Source organism: Cohnella hashimotonis, from assembly GCF_030014955.1.
Classification (GTDB): Bacteria; Bacillota; Bacilli; order Paenibacillales; family Paenibacillaceae; genus Cohnella; species Cohnella hashimotonis.
The window spans coordinates 40599-59513 of record NZ_JAGRPV010000001.1; the positions used below are offsets into that span (position 1 = coordinate 40599).

The 18915-nt window shown below is 59.9% G+C and carries 12 protein-coding genes; all 12 read left to right on the forward strand.

Annotated features, from left to right (window positions below; genetic code table 11):
• Nucleotides 1-76: 76 nt before the first annotated feature.
• The 12 genes from rpoC (at nucleotide 77) to KB449_RS00255 (ending at nucleotide 18672) form a co-directional block, all read left to right on the forward strand.
• Complete coding sequence (gene rpoC, locus KB449_RS00200; RefSeq protein WP_434082541.1) at nucleotides 77-3667, forward strand: DNA-directed RNA polymerase subunit beta'; 3591 nt, start codon at nucleotides 77-79, stop codon at nucleotides 3665-3667.
• Nucleotides 3668-3919: 252 nt separating this feature from the next.
• On the forward strand, nucleotides 3920-4231 hold the full coding sequence (locus tag KB449_RS00205) for a hypothetical protein (protein ID WP_282906457.1): 312 nt from the start codon (nucleotides 3920-3922) through the stop codon (nucleotides 4229-4231).
• A 323-nt stretch (nucleotides 4232-4554) separates the two neighbouring features.
• The gene (locus KB449_RS00210; RefSeq protein ID WP_282906458.1) at nucleotides 4555-5433 is read left to right on the forward strand and encodes an ATP-binding cassette domain-containing protein; all 879 of its coding nucleotides are present in this window, start codon (nucleotides 4555-4557) and stop codon (nucleotides 5431-5433) included.
• Between the two features lie 2 nt (nucleotides 5434-5435).
• Entirely contained in the window at nucleotides 5436-6140 is a 705-nt protein-coding gene (locus tag KB449_RS00215; RefSeq protein WP_282906459.1) for a hypothetical protein, read from the forward strand.
• 113 nt (nucleotides 6141-6253) lie between these two features.
• Nucleotides 6254-7291, forward strand: a complete 1038-nt coding sequence (locus KB449_RS00220; RefSeq protein ID WP_282906460.1) for an iron-hydroxamate ABC transporter substrate-binding protein — start codon at nucleotides 6254-6256, stop codon at nucleotides 7289-7291.
• A gap of 79 nt (nucleotides 7292-7370) precedes the next feature.
• Nucleotides 7371-8375: a FecCD family ABC transporter permease gene (locus KB449_RS00225; RefSeq protein WP_282906461.1), complete on the forward strand. Its 1005-nt coding sequence runs from the start codon at nucleotides 7371-7373 to the stop codon at nucleotides 8373-8375.
• A complete protein-coding gene (locus KB449_RS00230; protein ID WP_282906462.1) occupies nucleotides 8372-9382 on the forward strand; it encodes a FecCD family ABC transporter permease in 1011 nt (336 codons plus the stop codon). Before KB449_RS00225 ends, KB449_RS00230 begins: the two co-directional genes overlap by 4 nt.
• A gap of 143 nt (nucleotides 9383-9525) precedes the next feature.
• Nucleotides 9526-10644: a substrate-binding domain-containing protein gene (locus KB449_RS00235; protein ID WP_282906463.1), complete on the forward strand. Its 1119-nt coding sequence runs from the start codon at nucleotides 9526-9528 to the stop codon at nucleotides 10642-10644.
• Between the two features lie 127 nt (nucleotides 10645-10771).
• Nucleotides 10772-12475 (forward strand): ABC transporter substrate-binding protein, encoded by a 1704-nt coding sequence (locus tag KB449_RS00240; RefSeq protein WP_282906464.1) that lies wholly within the window; start codon nucleotides 10772-10774, stop codon nucleotides 12473-12475.
• Between the two features lie 75 nt (nucleotides 12476-12550).
• Entirely contained in the window at nucleotides 12551-14470 is a 1920-nt protein-coding gene (locus KB449_RS00245; RefSeq protein ID WP_282906465.1) for an ABC transporter permease subunit, read from the forward strand.
• A gap of 5 nt (nucleotides 14471-14475) precedes the next feature.
• Complete coding sequence (locus KB449_RS00250; RefSeq protein ID WP_282906466.1) at nucleotides 14476-15363, forward strand: carbohydrate ABC transporter permease; 888 nt, start codon at nucleotides 14476-14478, stop codon at nucleotides 15361-15363.
• Nucleotides 15364-15375: 12 nt separating this feature from the next.
• Nucleotides 15376-18672, forward strand: a complete 3297-nt coding sequence (locus KB449_RS00255) for a glycosyl hydrolase (RefSeq protein WP_282906467.1) — start codon at nucleotides 15376-15378, stop codon at nucleotides 18670-18672.
• Nucleotides 18673-18915 lie beyond the last annotated feature (243 nt).

Sequence of the window (18915 nt, forward strand, 5' to 3'; positions counted from 1 at the left end):
TTCGTCAATCGCAACGTAATCCGAGCCACGATGAAGGAGGGCTTGCTCCTTGTTAGACGTTAACAATTTTGAGTTTATGAAGATCGGGCTGGCTTCCCCGGACAAGATCCGTTCTTGGTCCCGAGGCGAAGTCAAAAAGCCTGAGACGATTAACTACCGTACCTTGAAGCCGGAGAAAGAAGGTCTTTTCTGCGAAAAGATCTTCGGGCCGACCAAGGACTGGGAATGCCATTGCGGCAAGTACAAGCGCGTCCGCTACAAGGGCGTCGTGTGCGACCGCTGCGGCGTCGAAGTCACCCGCGCCAAGGTTCGCCGCGAACGCATGGGCCACATCGAGTTGGCCGCACCGGTTTCGCATATCTGGTACTTCAAGGGCATCCCGAGCCGCATGGGCCTGGCCCTCGACATGTCGCCGCGTTCGCTCGAAGAGATCATCTACTTCGCGTCGTACGTCGTGACGGACCCGGGCGACACGCCGCTCGAAAAGAAGCAGCTCCTGTCCGAGAAGGAATATCGCAGTTACCGCGAGAAGTACGGCTACGCATTCAGCGCCGGCATGGGCGCCGAAGCGGTGAAGAAGCTGCTGCAGGACATCGATCTCGACCGCGAGCTCGACATGCTGAAGGAAGAGCTGCGCACGGCCCAAGGCCAGCGCCGTAACCGCGCGATCAAGCGCCTCGAAGTCATCGAGTCGTTCCGCAATTCCGGCAACCTGCCGGACTGGATGATCCTCGACGTGCTGCCGGTTATCCCGCCTGAGCTTCGCCCGATGGTACAGCTCGACGGCGGTCGCTTCGCGACCTCCGACCTTAACGACCTGTACCGTCGCGTCATCAACCGGAACAACCGTCTGAAGCGTCTGCTCGATCTGGGCGCGCCGGACATTATCGTACAGAACGAAAAGCGGATGCTTCAGGAAGCCGTCGACGCCCTGATCGACAACGGCCGCCGCGGCCGTCCGGTCACGGGACCCGGCAACCGTCCGCTCAAGTCCCTCAGCCACATGCTGAAGGGCAAGCAAGGCCGCTTCCGTCAGAACCTGCTCGGCAAGCGCGTCGACTACTCGGGCCGTTCGGTTATCGTCGTAGGACCGAGCCTCAAGATGTTCCAATGCGGTCTGCCCAAGGAAATGGCGCTCGAGCTGTTCAAGCCGTTCGTCATGAAAGAGCTCGTGCTCAAGGGCCAGGCGCACAACATCAAGAGCGCGAAGCGCAAAGTCGAACGCGTCAGCCCGGAAGTATGGGACGTGCTCGAAGAAGTCATCAAGGAGCATCCGGTTCTGCTGAACCGTGCGCCTACGCTTCACCGTCTCGGCATCCAGGCGTTCGAACCGATCCTGGTCGAGGGCCGCGCGATCAAGCTGCATCCGCTCGTCTGTACGGCTTACAATGCCGACTTCGACGGCGACCAGATGGCCGTTCACGTGCCGCTGTCTGCCGAAGCGCAGGCTGAAGCCCGCCTGCTCATGCTGGCCTCCGGCAATATCCTGAACCCGAAGGACGGCAAGCCTGTCGTCACGCCTTCGCAGGATATGGTTCTCGGCTGCTACTATCTGACGATGGACAACAAGGACGCGCATGGCGCTGGCATGCGCATCTCCGAAGTGAACGAAGCCGTTTCCGCGTACCAACGCGGCGCAGCCGACCTTCATGCGCGCGTCGTCATTCCGGTCAAGGCATTGAACAAGAAGACGTTTAACGAGAAGCAGCAGGACGCTTTGCTCGTGACGACGATCGGCAAGATCATTTTCAACGAGATTTTCCCGGATACGTTCCCTTACATCAACGAGGCGACCAAGGACAATCTGCTGAAGGGTACGCCGGAAAAATACTTCATCTACGACAAGGGCGCGGATCTCGATCAGATCATGCAGGATATCCCGACGCCGGGCGCAGTAGGCAAGGAATATCTCGGCCATATCATCGGCGAGTGCTTCCGCATCTACCATACGATGAAGACGTCGATCATTCTCGACGACATCAAGCAGCTCGGCTTCACCTACTCGACTCGCGCCGGCATCACGGTTGCCGTGTCGGATGTCACCGTACCGGTGGAGAAGGTCGAGATCCTGAAGAAATCCGACGAAGCCGTCAAGACGATCACGACGCAGTATCGACGCGGTCTGATTACGGACGCCGAGCGTTACGACCGCGTCATCGACATCTGGTCGAAGACGAAGGACGAGATCACGGAAGTGCTCATGAAATCGATGGATCGCTACAACTCCATCATGCTCATGGTCGACTCCAAAGCGCGGGGCAACAAATCGCAGATCACCCAGCTGGGCGGCATGCGGGGGCTGATGGCGACGCCGTCGGGCCGGATCTTCGAACTCCCGATCAAGTCGAACTTCCGCGAAGGCCTGACGGTCCTCGAGTACTTCATCTCGACGCACGGCGCGCGTAAAGGTCTGGCCGATACGGCGCTTCGTACCGCCGACTCGGGCTACCTGACCCGTCGTCTTGTCGACGTCGCGCAGGACGTCATCGTCCGCGAAGAAGATTGCGGCACGGACAAGGGCATCATCGTCAGCCGCATCGAGGACGGCAAGGAAGTCATCGAGGAACTGTTCGACCGGATCGAAGGACGCTATGCGTTCGAGACGATCCGTCATCCGGAGACCGGCGAGATCATCGTCGGCCGCAACGATCTGATCGACACGCCGAAGGCGGAAGAACTGATCCGCGCAGGCGTGCAAAAGCTGCAGATTCGTTCCGTGCTCAGCTGCCGCGCCCGTCATGGCGTGTGCAAGATGTGCTACGGCCGCAACCTGGCAACGGGCAAGAAGGTCGAGATCGGCGAAGCGGTCGGCATCATCGCCGCCCAATCGATCGGCGAGCCGGGCACCCAGCTGACGATGCGTACGTTCCACACCGGGGGCGTTGCCGGAGACGATATCACGCAAGGTCTTCCGCGTATCCAGGAGCTTTTCGAAGCCCGGAACCCGAAGGGCCAGGCGGTCATCTCCGAGATCGACGGCGTCGTCAAGGAAATTCGCGAGACCAAGGATCGCCGCGAGATCGAAGTGCAAGGGGATGCCGAGACCAAGGTATATCCCGTCACTTACGGCTCCCGTATCCGCGTCTACGAAGGTCTGCACATCGAAGCCGGCGACGAGCTCACCGACGGTTCGATCGATCCGAAGGAAATGCTGCGAATCAAGGGCGTACGCGGCGTGCAGAACTACATTCTGCAGGAAGTACAGCGCGTATACCGGAACCAGGGCGTTGAGATCAACGACAAGCACGTCGAAGTCATGATCAAGCAAATGCTTCGCAAGATCCGGATCGTCGATCCGGGCGACACGACGCTGCTGCCGGGTTCCTTCGTCGACGTGCACGAATACGAAGCCGCGAACCGCGAGGCGATCTTCGCAGGCAACGAGCCTGCGGTCGCGCGTCCGGTCCTGCTCGGCATCACCAAGGCGTCGCTCGAGACCGACTCGTTCCTCTCGGCCGCGTCCTTCCAAGAGACGACCCGCGTCCTCACCGACGCAGCCATCAAGGGCAAGGTCGACCGCCTGCTTGGCCTGAAGGAGAATGTCATCATCGGCAAGCTCATTCCGGCGGGTACGGGGATGTCGCGCTACCGCAACATCCGCGTCGTCGATCCGACCGAAGAAGGCTACGAAGACGAAGCCGAGCTCGAGCCGGTATCGGCGGACTAACGAACCGCCGTCGATCGGTCGACCGCTTCGCTTAAAGCCATGCATCGCCAACTGCCGGGCACGCTGCCCGGCAGTTTTTATGTTTGAAATGCCGTTTATTTTCCCTGGAAGCAAGGGCGGGGCAAGCCCGGTGTTTACGAAACCCGGAAAAAACGGTTAAAATCTAGAAAAGCCCTGTGCGAAAGGTGAGGTAGGCGGCAACGCCAGATGCCTGCGGACGGGGACCAAAGGGAAAGGGGACCGTTATGCGCCATGAAAAACGCTAAAACAGCCGCTACGCTGCTGATTTGCCAGCTCATCTTTGTCCTTCTCATTGTCCCTTGGGTAGTCGTCGCCTTAACGTCATTTATTGCGCTCGACTCCCCGGACTCCGTCATCGACAAATGGCCGTTCGCAATCGTCGTCTTCTATTGGGCCTATCCGATCGCGCTGCTCCTCAGTATCGTCGTCAGCTGGGCGCTGTACCATAAGCGCAGGTTTAAAGGCGCGCTCTGGTGGGGCATCATTCCCGTGTTATGGCTGCTGGCCGCCATCTATGTCGTCTTTTTTCTGGACGCTTTTTAAACGCCTAAATAGGATTGACCGTCTCTTAATGCCTGTCCGTCTCCTTCTTTAAGAAGCGACCGGACGGGCTATTAGGCGCGGGCGCGCTTATCCACATGTGGATAGAGCGAATCTTCGCGTACTTGTCCACGGGGGATAGCCGACTGATGGGAATGTCCGACTGTGAATAAGTGAGAATGGCATGAAACAACCTCAATATTTCCCCAATCTGCCCACAAGTTCGGGATAAATCTGCCGTTATTGTGAATAAACGCATTGTGAAACGGACTTTAATTTTTATAGTATTAATATAAATGTCCGTTAACGAACGGGAGTGAAGGGCCATGAACTTGAACGGCATACTCCGTCTTATTCAGGCGAGCAAGCAGTATAAAGGAAAAACGGTGCTTCAACGCGTTTCCCTTGAGATAAACAGAGGAGAGACGGTGGCTGTCACCGGGCCGAACGGTTCGGGCAAAAGTACGCTGCTTAAACTGATAGCGGGGCTCTCTGCGCTCTCTTCCGGCAAAAGAGAAGTGAGCGGATCGGGCGAAGGGGGAAGTCTTGTCATCGGTTACGCGCCCGATCACCTGCCAAAGCTCAAATTTACGGCCCGCGAATACTTGAACCATATGGCTTCGATTCGAGGGCTGGAAGCGGCGACGCGGACGAGAAAAATCGAGGAGCTGCTCGAACTGGTGGATCTGCGGGACAGGCCAGGGCAGCAAATGAAGTTTTTTTCGAAAGGCATGCTTCAAAAAGTGAACCTCGTGCAGGCGCTGTTAGGCGACCCTGAGCTGCTGCTGTTGGACGAGCCGGTCGGCGGGCTGGACGAGGAAGCGCAGGGCGTGCTTGCTTCCATGCTGATGAGTCTGAGGCAGAAAGGAACGGCTATCGTGGTCGCCAGTCATGAGCAGACGCTGATCGGTCAATGGGCGGACCGGACGTTGGCGATCTCGGACGGTCGAATCCAGTCGGTCGCCGCATCCTCTGCCTCGGTAGAGGGAAAACGCTGGCGCCGGATCGTCTGCCAATGGCCGAAAGGACGGGAGGAGGACGCGAAGGCGTTCGCAAACTGGCCTGGGACGATAAGATGCCGTATGGAGAGACAAGAGGTCGTGTACTGGACAGACCCTGCGAGCAGCGATGCATTGCTGCGAGAGCTGCTGGAGGCTGGCGCCTCTATTGATTCTGTTGCCGCGGGCTCCGGGAGGATGGTGTAAACGTGCTGCCGCTGATTCGATACCATTGGTCCTATTATACGAAATCCTACCGCTACCTTGCCCCATTGATCGCCTATGTCGGATTGCTTCTGTTCATTTATACGATATCGCCGAATCCGGTCTTGGAGAGCTATGCTTTTTCGTCCGTTTGGCTGTTCGTCGTATCTGCCTGGATCGCTTGGGGATTATCCGATCTGGAGCCGGAAACCCAGCAAGCGGTGACGGCACTCCATGCCGGCAGCGCAGGCGCCTATTATGCGTCCAAGCTGCTGCTTATGGCGGCTATCGGCTTGCTGCTGACTGCCTTTGCCGTCCTGTATCCGGCACTGACCGGGAAGCTGGAGCGGTGGCCTACTCGGGTTGAATGGCTGGCCGCTGCCAGTGTCCATACCGCGCAATCTCTGCTGGGCACGGGAATCGCACTTTGGTTCACGGAGCGCGGCTTCGGCAGGTCTGCAGCCTCGCTTCCGGCGCTGATCGGCGTCATAGTCCTGTCTCTTGCTTCCGCAAGCGCGGTCGCGCAGCTTCCTGAGGGCATGGCGTTCGTCCGCTGGCTGCTGCCGCCTGCCGGCATCTTGTCAGAAGTGCTGACCGGACTGGAGCAAGGCTCGGCTTGGACGGCGGCAGGTGCATCCTTGTATGCGTTCGCATATGCCGGGCTATTGTGCGGAGGCTTTGTCGTACGGGCAGCTGGCAAAAAGTTTTAAAAGATAAATGACGTGTGCCGCGATTTTTCATTGACAAAGCCGGCGGAAACCCCTAAAGTAATGATAAACGTTATCATTGATAATGATAATCATTCATAGTTGGGGGCAGAGAAATGAAAAGACAGGCACAATCGCAATCGAACCGCACCGCACTTGGCAGAGGTCTGCTACTGGTCGCATTATTCATGGTCGCAGCATTTGCGCTGGCCGCATGCGGCAACAACGATAAAGGAAGCCAAGCATCGCCGGCCGCAAGCAGCTCCGCGGCCGCGACTGCCGGCGCTTCCGGGAGCGCATCCGCCAGTCCTGCCGCCAGCCCGTCTGCGGAGGCGCAGACCGGCACGGTCACCTATCAGTCGGAGGCCGGCCCGGTCGAAGTGCCCGCGAACCCGCAACGGGTCATCGTATTGTCCGGCTATACAGGCGATGTACTCCAGCTCGGCGTGCCGCTCGTCGGCGTCGACTCGTGGTCGCTCAACAATCCGAAGTTTGCCGACAAGCTGCAAGGCGTAACCGAGGTGTCCGACGAAGACCTGGAAAAGATCATCGAGTTGAAGCCCGATCTCATCATCGGCTCCTCCGACAGCAAAAATCTCGATAAGCTGAAGCAAATTGCGCCGCTCGTCACCTATACGTACAACAAGGTCGACTATCTGACGCAGCATCTGGAGATCGCCAAGGCGCTGAACAAGGAGAAGGAAGGGCAAGCCTGGATCGACGACTTCAAGAAGCGGGCGGCGGACGTAGGCGAGCAGATCAAAGCGAAGATCGGCGCAGACGCTACCGTCTCGGTTATCGAAGCTTACGACAAGCAAGTTTATACGTTCGGGGACGCCTGGGGACGCGGTACGGAGATTTTGTTCCAGTTGATGGGGCTCAACATGCAGCCCAAGGTTAAGGAAGCAACCGCCAAAGATGGCTACTTCACGCTCTCGGCGGAGGTGCTGCCCGATTATGCCGGCGACTACATCATCATGAGCAAGGATCCGGGCGCGGACGTCTCCTTCCAGCAGACGGCGACCTATAAAAATATCCCGGCGGTCAAAAACAACCGCGTGTACGAAGTCGATTCGCGCACGTTCTACTTCAACGATGCGCTGACGCTGGAGTGGCAGCTTGAATTTTTCAAGGAGAAGTTCCTCGGCAACTAACGATCCCCGTATGCATCGGGAATTTCGCGAGCGCGCGGAATTCCCCTTTCCTATTTTTTAATAGAAAGCGGAGCGGCTGATGAATTCGAATAAAAAAATGAGATTTGCCTTGGCCATCGTGCTGGGCTTGATCGCGCTTGCTGGCATGTTCACGATCTCGATGGTTTACGGTGCCAAAGATACGACGCTTCGCGATGTATGGCTAGCGTTAACGACGCATGCTGCCGGCGAGCAGCTTACCGTTCTTCGCGAGCTTCGCCTTCCCCGCGAGACGGCCGGCATGATCGTCGGCGCGGCGCTCGGCGTCGCTGGAGCCGTGATGCAAGGCCTGACCCGCAATCCGCTTGCCGATCCCGGCTTGATCGGCTTGTCATCGGGCGCGAATGCGGCGCTGGCCTTCACGATGGCGACGATGCCGGCTGTCGGATACTTCGGAACGATGGTCGCCTGCTTTATCGGAGCGGCCGTCGGAGCTTGTATGGTGCTCGGCATCGGCGCCTCGCGCAGAGGCGGCATGTCCCCGATCCGGATGGTGCTCGCGGGTTCTGCCGTTTCCTTATTTTTATACGCCATAGCGGAAGGGATCGGCCTTGCCTTTAAAATTTCCAAAGGCGTATCGATGTGGACGGCCGGCGGTCTCATCGGCACGACGTGGCATCAAATCGTCACGATCGTGCCGTTCATCGCGGCGGGCGTCGTCGCGGCGGTCGTCCTGGGCAAGGCGCTCACGCTGCTCAGCGCCAACGAAGAGGCAGCGATCGGGCTCGGGCTGCGTACCGGCCAGATCAAGTTCGTCCTATATGCAGCGGTCATCGTTCTGACCGGCGCCTCCGTAGCGCTAATCGGTAACATGGCGTTCGTGGGTCTGATGATTCCCCATATCGTAAGGTTCGTCGTCGGCACGGATTACCGCAAGGTGGTTCCGATGTCCGCCGTCGTCGGCGCGCTCTTCATGCTAGCGGCGGATACGATCGCAAGGAACGCGATCGCCCCATACGAGGCGCCGATGGCTTCCATCATCGCGGTCATGGGGCTGCCGTTCTTCCTGTTTATCGTGCGTAAAGGAGTGAACACCACCCCATGACCGACGTCCGTTCGATTCGCAAGCAGCGCGCGTTTCTCGTGGCGCTGGCTGCGCTCATTATTTTGACCGTTATCGTAAGCCTCGGATTAGGCTCTTCCTCCGTCTCTTACGGACGAATTGTGCCGACCTTGCTCGGGCACGGAGAATTCAAGGAAAAATTCGTCCTGTTCGATCTCCGTTTGCCCCGCATCTTCATCGTGCTCGCGGCGGGCATGTCGCTGGCGCTGTCAGGTTCCATCCTGCAGGGCGTCACGAACAACGATCTGGCCGACCCCGGCATCCTCGGCATCAATTCAGGGGCGGGGCTCGGCGTCGCAGTGAGCTTTTTGCTCATTCCGACGGACCCCGGCGCCTTCGTTTACCTCATCCCGGTGTCAGCCTTTATCGGTGCAGTTTTGACGGCCGGACTGCTTTACGCCTTCTCCTACAGCAGAGAATCAGGCCTTCATCCGATGCGGCTTGTGCTCACCGGTATCGGTTTTTCTCTCGGCTTGTCGGGCTTGATGGTATTCATTACTTCAGCTGTGGATATTTACAAGGTCGACTTTATCTCGCGCTGGCTGGCCGGCAACGTGTGGGGGACCGATTGGACCTTCTTGTGGGCGCAGCTGCCTTGGCTTATCGTACTTCTGCCATATGCGATGTACAAATCCAACGCGCTGAACCTGCTCTCGCTGAATGACGCGACTGCCGTCGGCAGCGGCGTCCGGCTCTCTCGCGACCGCGGTCTGCTGCTTCTCGCTGCGGTAGCGCTCGCGGCGTCGGCGGTGGCGGTCACGGGCGGCATCGCGTTCATCGGCTTGATGGCGCCGCATATCGCCAAGTCGCTGGTCGGTCCCAGGTTCCAGCGCTTTGTGCCCGTGTCGGTGCTGATCGGCGGCTTCCTGCTGCTGATGGCGGACACAATCGGCCGGAACGTGGCGGGTCCCGAAGGGATCGCGGCTGGCATCGTTGTCTCCTTTATCGGCGCGCCTTATTTTATTTACTTGCTGCTCAAACGTTCCTGACACGAGGCGGGACCGCTCAGCGATCGTTTAACTTAGGCTATTCTTGTCTGGTGAAATGGAACCTTCCTGCAAACGAAATATACTTTGCAATCAAATATCGAGTAAAGTATACTAGGTTTGTGACGGGAGGAGCGATTGGCAGCATGAAGACGGTAAAGCGTCCGATGTATCAATTGATCGTTGACGACGTTAAACGAAAAATATTAAACGGCGAGATCTCGACCGAAGAGCCGATTCCATCGCAGATCGAGCTGGCCAAATTATATGAAACGAGCGAAATTACGTCGCGGCGCGCACTGACCGAGCTGGCCCAAGAGGGTCTTATCTATAGGGTCCGGGGGAAAGGGTCGTACGTCAGCCGGTCCTATGCCGAAGCATTTGGCGCCGAAGCCCGCATCGAAACCATTTATTTGATCTATCACGCCCTGCCGGTCGAGCAGTTCAACCATGGCTTTTTCGCCGATCTTCTGCGGGGACTGCACGAGAAGTGCGAGGAAAATCGCGTTCAATTCCAGCTATGGGATATCGGGGAGCGCGAGAAGCTGCCGCCGAATCCCGAGCGCTCCGGTCTGGTTCTGCTGCCGGGAGCGATGGAGACTGAATTCGTATCGGCGGATATCGTGGCCGGCTGGAAGAGCGAGGGCCGCAAGATCGTAACGGTGCATTTTTATTTTCCGCATCTTCAGATTCCGTATGTCATCGTCGACAATATGACGGGCGGATACCTCGCCACCCAACATCTGCTCTCGATCGGTCACCGGCGCATCGGCATCGTGTTGACCGGGAGCTCGGTCGCAGGGCTGAATCAGGAATTCTCGCTGCGCTTCCAGGGCTACAAACTGGCGCTGTCGCAGTATAAGATCGAATTCGATCCGTCGCTCGTCGTCGTCATCGAGGGCAGCATGGAGCAGGCGGACTCGGGCGCGCAGGGCTTTGACCGGCTTATGGATCTGGACGCGCCGCCGACGGCGGTCTTTCTGACGAGCGATATCAAGGCATTCGGCGCGATGAAGGCCGCGGAGCGCAGAGGACTCGCTATTCCGGGAGATGTCAGCGTCGTCGGCTACGACGATTTGTTCGTCAGCAGCTACGTCCGTCCCAGCCTGACATCCGTCAATCAGAATACGTATCGTGTCGGCAAGAGGGCGGTCGAATTGCTGCTCGAAGGCGAGATCGCGAGCGGCAAGACGTTCAGCAAGGACGAGATCGAGCCTAGCCTCATCGTTCGCGACAGCACGGCCGAATGGAACGCAGACGAATGAAATGCAACTCCATCGCAAGCACAGAGCGGCCCTCGGGCCGTTTTTTTTATTTTATTCTTGAATAAATCATTATCAAAGTATATATTAATAAATGCAAGTATACTCAATTGAGTTGAGGAGAGGTCCTATGAGAGCCCTGAACAAATGGTTGCCCGCTGTCGGCTCCACCTTGGCGATCGCCATGGTCGCCGCATGCTCGAACGGCAACGGCAATGCTTCGCCGCCTCCGAATGAAAGCGATTCCAGCAGTAGCGCGCCGGCTCCATCCGCATCGGCAGCTCCATCCGCGTCCGCAGCCCCTTCCGGATCGTCATCGGCGCAGGCCGGTTCGGAACTGTCGGGAACTTTCAAAATTTCGCTGCCCAACGCATCCGCTTCGGTATGGAACGCAGTCGCGGACGCATACATGGCCAAGCACCCTGGCGTGAAGGTTACCGTCGACAACAAACCGATGGACGGCTACAAGGAATGGTTGACCTCCCAGTTCGCCGCCGGTACGCCGGACGTGGACCTGGCGGTCATCAACGAAGTCGGCAGTCTGCAGGACGACAAGAAGTTCGTCGACTTCCTGCCCTGGCTGGACAAGAACAACCCGTATACCGGCAAAGCGTGGAAGGAAAGCCTCGATCTCGGCACGATGGGCATCAACCTGGATGCGCTCGGAGAAAACGACCATTTGTATCCGCTTAACTTCGAATCGGTACAAATCGTCTGGTTGTACAACAAGGAAATTTTCGACAAATCCGGCGTGGCGCAAGCGCCCAAAACGTTTAACGAGCTGATCGAAGCGTTCAAAAAAATTAAAGCGGCCGGCTACATTCCGCTGTCGCTCGCGGGCAACTCCAACTCGATGTGGAGCGGAGAAGCGGGCTGGCTCGTGCGGGTGTACGGCGACCAATATATGCGCGATTCGGTTAACGTCATTCGTTCGCAGCCGAACGATTACAACTTCGTGCCCGGGGTCGACGATGTCTGGAAGTACGATCCGACCGATCCGTACAACGACTCCAACAGCAAAGTGACCAAGAACGACCTCCGCGTCTGGAAGGCGATCAAGGACAAGACGGGGCCGTTCAAGATTGAAGGCAATCCGCAGTGGAAGGCGTTCATGGAAAATCTGAAGACGCTGTTCCAGTACACCGAGCCCGGATTTTTCGGCGTGAACGCGGACCAGGCGTACAGCCTGTTCCTGACCGGCAAGGCGGCGACGATGCTCACGACCCCGGGCGCTTATTGGCAGCTGCCCAAGGACCTGGCCGACGAGAAGAAGTCGGGCACCAAGGGCGGGGCCAAGGCGTTCGAATACGGATTTTTCAACATGCCGTCGATGGAAGGCGAAGGGGTATTGGCGCCTGCGCGCACGATTCAGATCCCGATCGGGTTCTACGGCCTGGTGTCCAAGGATGCCAAGCAAACCGAGCTCGGCGTCGACTTCATGATGTACCTGACGAGTCCGGAAGGCTACAAGGCGTACGTAACCGCGATCCAGAACAGCAAGGATGCTTCGCTCGCGGGAGCGCCGGCGCTCAAGGACATCGAGCTGCCCGAAGAGATGGCGAAGGCGTTCGCGAACTTTGAGCCGATCGGCAATACGGAAGGCTTCACCAGTGCGAACAACATGCTGGCTCGCGGACTGTGGGACTACCAGCCCTCCGTGCAAGAGTGGGTCGGCCTCATCCAGCAATACTTCGGCGGCAAGATCGCGATCGACCAGTACTTGACCAAATATCAAGCGACGGTCGACAAGTACCTGGAGGCTGCGCTGAAGGACAAGAAGAAGGAGCTGTCCGATCTGGAGACGCCGGAACGGCAGCCGCCGGAGAGAAAATAAGAACGCGGCGTCCCGCTCGCGCGCCTGCCGTCCGCGCGGGACGCTGCGCTTCGAAGCATCGGAGAGGGTGATGACGTGCGCAAAGCCAGGAAGCTGAGTTGGGCTATTATAGCGCTGTGCTTGCTGCTCGCGCCGGTTAGCGCGCGGGCGCAGTCGGCGTGGAATCTGGAACAAGGTAAATCGGTCACCGCGATGGCGATGTCTCCGGACGGCAAACTGCTCGCCGTCGGCAGCTCGGATACGCATGTCTATCTGTTCGACGAGGCCGGCAAACAGGTCGCCGTCATGAAGACCGGCAACGTCGTCACGGGCGTGGGCTTCGCCGGCGCGGACCGGCTGCTGGCTTCCTCGGATGATCGCAACTTGTACGCCTTTGGCTTAAACGGCGAGCTGCTGTGGAAGCAGGACCTGAAAAAACGCGTCGAAGGCGTCGCGCCGTCGGCGGACGGTTCTACGGCTGCAGTGACGGTGCAGAACAGCTCCGATCTGCTCCTGATCGATCCGTCCGACGGAGGGACGCAAGGCAAGGCGTCGCTCGGCGCGCGCGCGGCCGATGTCGCAGCGGCTCCGGGCGGCGGCTATATCGCGGTAGGCGGCAAGGACCAGAACGTGTACCTGCTGGACGGAAACGGCAACGTGTTATTCAAAGCCGGCATGAACGGCACGATCGGCAGCGTCGCCGTATCGGACGAAGGCCGCGTGGCGGCGGGCTTGACGTCGTCGACGGTCGTGCTCCTGGATCGCGACGGCAGCAAGCTGCGCGAGATCGCCGTACTCGATTCGGTCAAGGACGTCGCCCTGACGCCGGACGGCGATACGATCGGCGCGGCGGACTATGCCGGTCATTTTTATCTGATCTCCTCTTCAGGCAAAACGATCTGGCAGACGCAGGTGCCCGCTCCGGCGACGCAGCTCGCGTTCGGCGCGGAGGGCAAGACGCTGTATGGCGGAACGGAGAACGGCGGGGTCTACAGCTACGAAGTGAAGAACGTCGTCGCGGGCGCCGAGTCCGCAGCGGCGCAAAAACGAATCTTGCTGATCGCCGCTGCCGCTGCCGCATTGCTGCTGATCGCTGCCGGGCTCTACCTGCTCAAAAGATATAACCGGCTATCCGTTTTCAAACGCATCTGGCAGGCCAAGTGGATCTATTTGAGCTTGTCTCCGGCCTTCATCCTGCTGATCGGCTTCATGTACGTGCCTGCGCTATCCGGTCTGTACCATTCGCTCTACGAATGGAATCCCGGCGGCAGATCAACGTTTGTGGGTCTGGCCAATTTCCGCAGAATCTTAAGCGACGACTACGTCGGCAAAGGCATCGTCAATCTCGGCATTTTGATCGTCACGGGTCTACTGAAGGCCATCGTGCCCCCGCTGTTCGTAGCGGAGCTGATCTACCATCTGAAAAGCAAGCGGCTCCAGTATTACTTTCGTACGGCGTTCGTGACTTCCATGATCGTGCCGGCCGTCGCGCTGCTGCTGATCTGGCAAAACCTGTACGACCCTAACGTCGGACTCATTAACCGCTTCCTGGAAGCCGTCGGGCTGGACGGGCTGACGAATTCGTGGCTCGGCGATCCCAAGACGGCGATCTGGGCCATTATTTTCATCGGCTTTCCGTTCGTCGGCATCCTGCAGCTGCTCGTGCTCTATTCGGGCCTGATCGGCATTCCCGACGAACTGATCGAAGCCGCCAAGATGGACGGCGCCCGGCTGCCGCGAATCATCCGTTCCATCCATTTGCCGCTGCTGGCGGGACAATTTAAATTTCTGATCATCCTGACGCTGATCGGCGTCATTCAGGACTTTAACGCCATATTGATCGTGACCGGCGGGGGACCGATGGATTCGACCTACGTGCCCGCGCTGCAGATGTATTACGCCGCAACGAAGTTCGACGAGCTCGGCTATGCCTCGGCGCTTGGCGTCTCGATGTTTTTCGTCATCCTGGTCATCACGGTCGTCAATATGAAGTTCCTGCGGAGCTCGCAGGAGTGAGGAGGATGCCCATGCCTGCCCCGGTTCGCGCGACGAGCGCGCCGAGAACGATCGCCGGCCTGCCGATGCCGAGCCCGGCAGCCGTCCGTCAGACGCTGCTGATCGGGACGCTCGCGCTGCTGATCGTCTTGACGCTTGTCCCGATTCTGTTCATGTTTTACAGCTCCCTGAAGAGCAACTCGCAGATTCTCGGCAGCTTCTGGTCGCTGCCCTCGCCGCCGCAATGGGAGAACTACGGAGAGGCCTTCGCCAGCATCTGGCGTTACGTGCTCAATACGATTTTATACGCAGGAGGGGCGAGCCTGCTCGTCGTCGGCCTGTCCGCGGTATCCGGCTATGTGTTCGCGAAGAAGACGTTCCCGGGAAAGGAGTTCCTGTTCCTGCTGCTGCTCGCGATGATGATGGTGCCGGGCATCCTTACGCTGATCCCCGCCTACGTCTGGTACGAGAAACTGGGGCTGACGAACACGCCGCTCGCGATCATCATCGCGCACGCGGCCGGCGGGCAGATCTTCGGCACCTTTCTGTGCCGGACTTCGATGGCGTCCGTCCCGTCCTCGCTGTTCGAAGCCGCACGCATCGACGGCGCGAAGGAGCTGACCGTATTCGCGCGCATCGTGCTCCCGCTGTCCGTTCCGATTCTGGCGACCATATTTATTATGCAGACCGTCGGCACCTACAACGATTACGTGTGGCCGCTGCTCACGATCCGGGACAGCAGCATGCAGATGATCGGCGTCGGGCTGACGCAGTTCACCAAGCAGTTCGGCATTACGGACAAAGGCGTCCAGTTCGCCGCCTACTCCATCTCGTCGCTGCCGCTCATCGTTATCTTCTCGCTGGGCATGAAGTATTACATTCAAGGGATGGTTCAGGGCGCCTTAAAAATGTAGGGGGAGTCGCACATGCAAAACGGTTTGTACGAATGGCTGGAGGCTTACGAGGATCCGCCGGCCAAATATCGGCCCGTGCCGCTATGGTCGATCAACGGACGGCACGACGCGGAGGAGATTCGGGAGCAGGTCGCCCTGCTGCAGGAGATGGGGATGGGCGGCGGATTTTTTCACCCGCGCCCGGGTCTCGTGAACGAGTACTTGAGCGAAGAATGGTTCGACCTTTTTGGGGCCGCATTGGATGAAGCGGAGAAAAGGGGCCTTCAGCTTTATATATACGACGAAAATTCGTATCCCTCCGGCTTCGCGGGCGGGCACGTGTCCGCCGAGCTGCCGGATTGCCTGAGCCGGTCGGCCGGCCAGAAGATTCTGGAGCGTCCGGAGCCGGGCGAGTTGCCGTATGCCAATGCGCACTTCCTGTCCAGTCCCGGGCAGCCGATCGCGGTCTATGCGTTCGAGCGCACTTCGGCCGGCGGGATTCGCCTGACCCGTCGTCTGGACGGAATGCCTTCATCCGAATGGGGGCAGCATGGCCATTCCTATCTGATCTACGACTGGCGCGCCGCGGAGACGAACGGCTGGCTGGGCGGCTTCGCCTACGTCGATCTGCTGCGGCCGGAGGTCGCGCGCGTGTTCATCGAGCGGACGCACGAGCGCTACAAGGCGCGCTTCGGCGCCAGCTTCGGCAAGACGATTCCGGCGGTGTTCACCGACGAGCCGGAGGTGTCGCCGGGCAACCTGTTCCAGGCGGAGACGGCGGTTCCGTTCTCCTATTGGTTCGCCGCGCAGTTCGCGGACCGCGCCGGCTACGATCTGATCGCGCATCTGCCGCTGCTGTTCCAGGACGCCGAAGACGGTACGGGCGAGCTGCGCGACGCGAAGGAGGTACGCGCCGATTATTACCGGATCATGTTCGAGCTCTGGCGCGACAACTATGTCATCCCGCTGGGCGAGTGGTGCCGGTCGAACGGCCTGGCGTTTACGGGACACTATCTCGAGCATCAATGGCCGATTCCGTGGGTGCGCTTTTCTCCGGGCATCATGTCGCTCTACGAATACATGGACTGGCCGGGGATCGACTTCCTGACGTGCGGCCCGCTGTCGTCGGACGGTACCGACGCGCTCCTCGTCACCGTGCGGGAGGCGGCGAGCGTCTCTCGCCAGCTCGGCAAGGCGCGGACGCTGTGCGAGGCATTCGGCGCGGGCGGCTTCGACGCGTCGACGCAGGATTTCAAGCGGATTGGAGACTGGCTGCTCGCGCACGGCATCGACTTCCTGAATCCGCATCTGACGGCGGCCTCCCTCGCCGGCGCGAGGAAGCGGGATCATCCGCAATCGTTCGATTGGCGCCTGCCTTGGCAGTATGAGCTGAGACAGCTGACGGATTACATCGCGCGGGCCCAGCTTGCGCTGACCCAAGGGAAGGCGGACAGGCGCGTCCTGCTGCTGCATCCGACGCGGACCGCCTATCTGTACCCGGCGACGACGAGCTGGGAAGCGGCTGGCCATCCCTTCGAGGAGATGGTGACGTCGTACAAGACGCTGCTGCAGCGGCTGTCGGACGCGGGCATCGATTACGACCTGGGCGATGAGGAGATCATGGCGCGGCACGGCCTAATCGATGCGGCCGGCCGATGGGTCGTCGGCACGGCGAGCTACGACGAGGTCATTCTCCCCGCAGGCATGGAGTCGGCGATGCGTTCGACGGTAAGACTGCTTGAAGCGTATGCCGCCGCGGGAGGCAGCGTGCGCGTACTGGGGGACCGCTTGCCGGACTACGTGGACGGCAGACGCGACGACGCCTTGGCGGCGCTGGCGGCCAGGCGGCCCGAATCGTTCGTCCGCACGAACGCGGACGCGCTGATCGCGGCCTGGTCGGCGGACAGCCGACGACGTTGCGGGTACGGGCTGAGCCTGGCCGGCACAAGCGGCGGGGACGCGGCGATCGAAGGGACCGATTCGGTCCATGCGTCCGATGCCGTTGAGATCAGGGGGCTCGCCGTCCAGTCGCGCGAGCTTCCGGAGGGCGTGCGGCTGCTGTTCCTGGCCTACAGCGCGCCGGAGCCGCTGACCGTGAAGCTGACCCTGCATGCGCCGGCGGCGATGCGGCTCGATCTGCTGCGCGGGACGGCCGTTCGGACCCCCGCTGCCGGGGAGGCGCAGGAATTGACGCTGGAGCAGGGGGATTCCTGCTGCTATCTGCTGCTGGACGACGCGGCTGCGTTCGACTCAATCGCATCGGCACTGCCGTTTACGCCGCACGCAGAGCGGGCGGGCCCGGACATGGACGAAGTCCCTGCTGAGGCAGATCTCGAAGGGCGAAGAGACGGGATCGCGGCGGCGGCCGGTTCCGACCGCAGCCTGCCGATCCGAAGCATATTTCCGCTCGATGAGAATGCGCTCATGCTTGATTATGCGGACGTGACGGGCAGACATCTCCGGATGAAAGGCATGTCCGTGTACCGGGCGTGCCCGCTGCTCTATCGGGAGAACGGCTTCGACGGCAATCCGTGGGACAATGCCGTGCAGTACAAACGCCGCATCGCGGAGCGGGCGCCGAGCGCAAGCACGGAGGGGTTCGAGGCGGCGTTCCGCCTCGCGGTCGACGTCGTTCCGGCGCGTATTCGATTAGCCGTCGAGCAGGGAAGCCGGATGCGGCTCGAGGTCAACGGCTTGGCGCTCGCACCTGCGCCGTCCGAGCGATGGATGGACCGCGCGTTCGCCGTTTACGATCTCGCGGATGCGCTCTCGGCGGGCGAGAACGTGCTGAAGCTGATCGCGCCCGTATTCGATCCGCTCCTGGAGCTCGAGCCGGCCTATGTGCTGGGCGACTTCTCGGTAACGCCCTGCGAAGCGGGATTCCGCATATCGGCAGGCATGCCGACACTCGCGTCCGGCGATTGGACGCACCAGGGATTGCCCTTCTACGGCGGACAGGTGGAGTACGCGCTGGAGCCGATCGCGGCGGACGAACGATCGCTCGCGTCCAACAAATACGTGATACGGCCGGAGGGGCTGCAAGGCGCAGCGGCGCATGTACGCGTCAACGGCTGCAGGCTGCCGATCCATATGGGCGCTGCCGCCGCGGACGTCACCTCGCTGCTGTCCCCCGGGATCAACCGTCTGTCCGTCGTCGTGTCGGCCACCCAGCAGAACGTATGGGGACCGCATCACGCCGGTCCGCCCGCGCGCATCGCTTCGCCCTGGATGTGGAAAAGCGGACCGGCCGAAGGCCCTCCTCCCGGCCGCTCCTATTCGTTCGCCGCCTGCGGCTTGTCGGGCGTGCGGCTGTCCGTGGAGCGCCGTTGATACTTACCGTAGTACCGTATTGCGCATGCCGCAGCTTGGCACCCGAGATCGCTCAAGAGCAAGTCGCATTTGGTTTTACCGATGCCGGCTTGCTCTTTTTATATAGATAGCGCGATTAAGAGGAGGCTAATGATGAAGCTTATATCCAAACGTTGGCTGGCCGCGACGGTCTGCCTGGCTTTGCTGCTGCCGTTCATGCCTTCCGTAGACGGGGGGGCGGGCGGCGGCCGCCGTACTCGACAC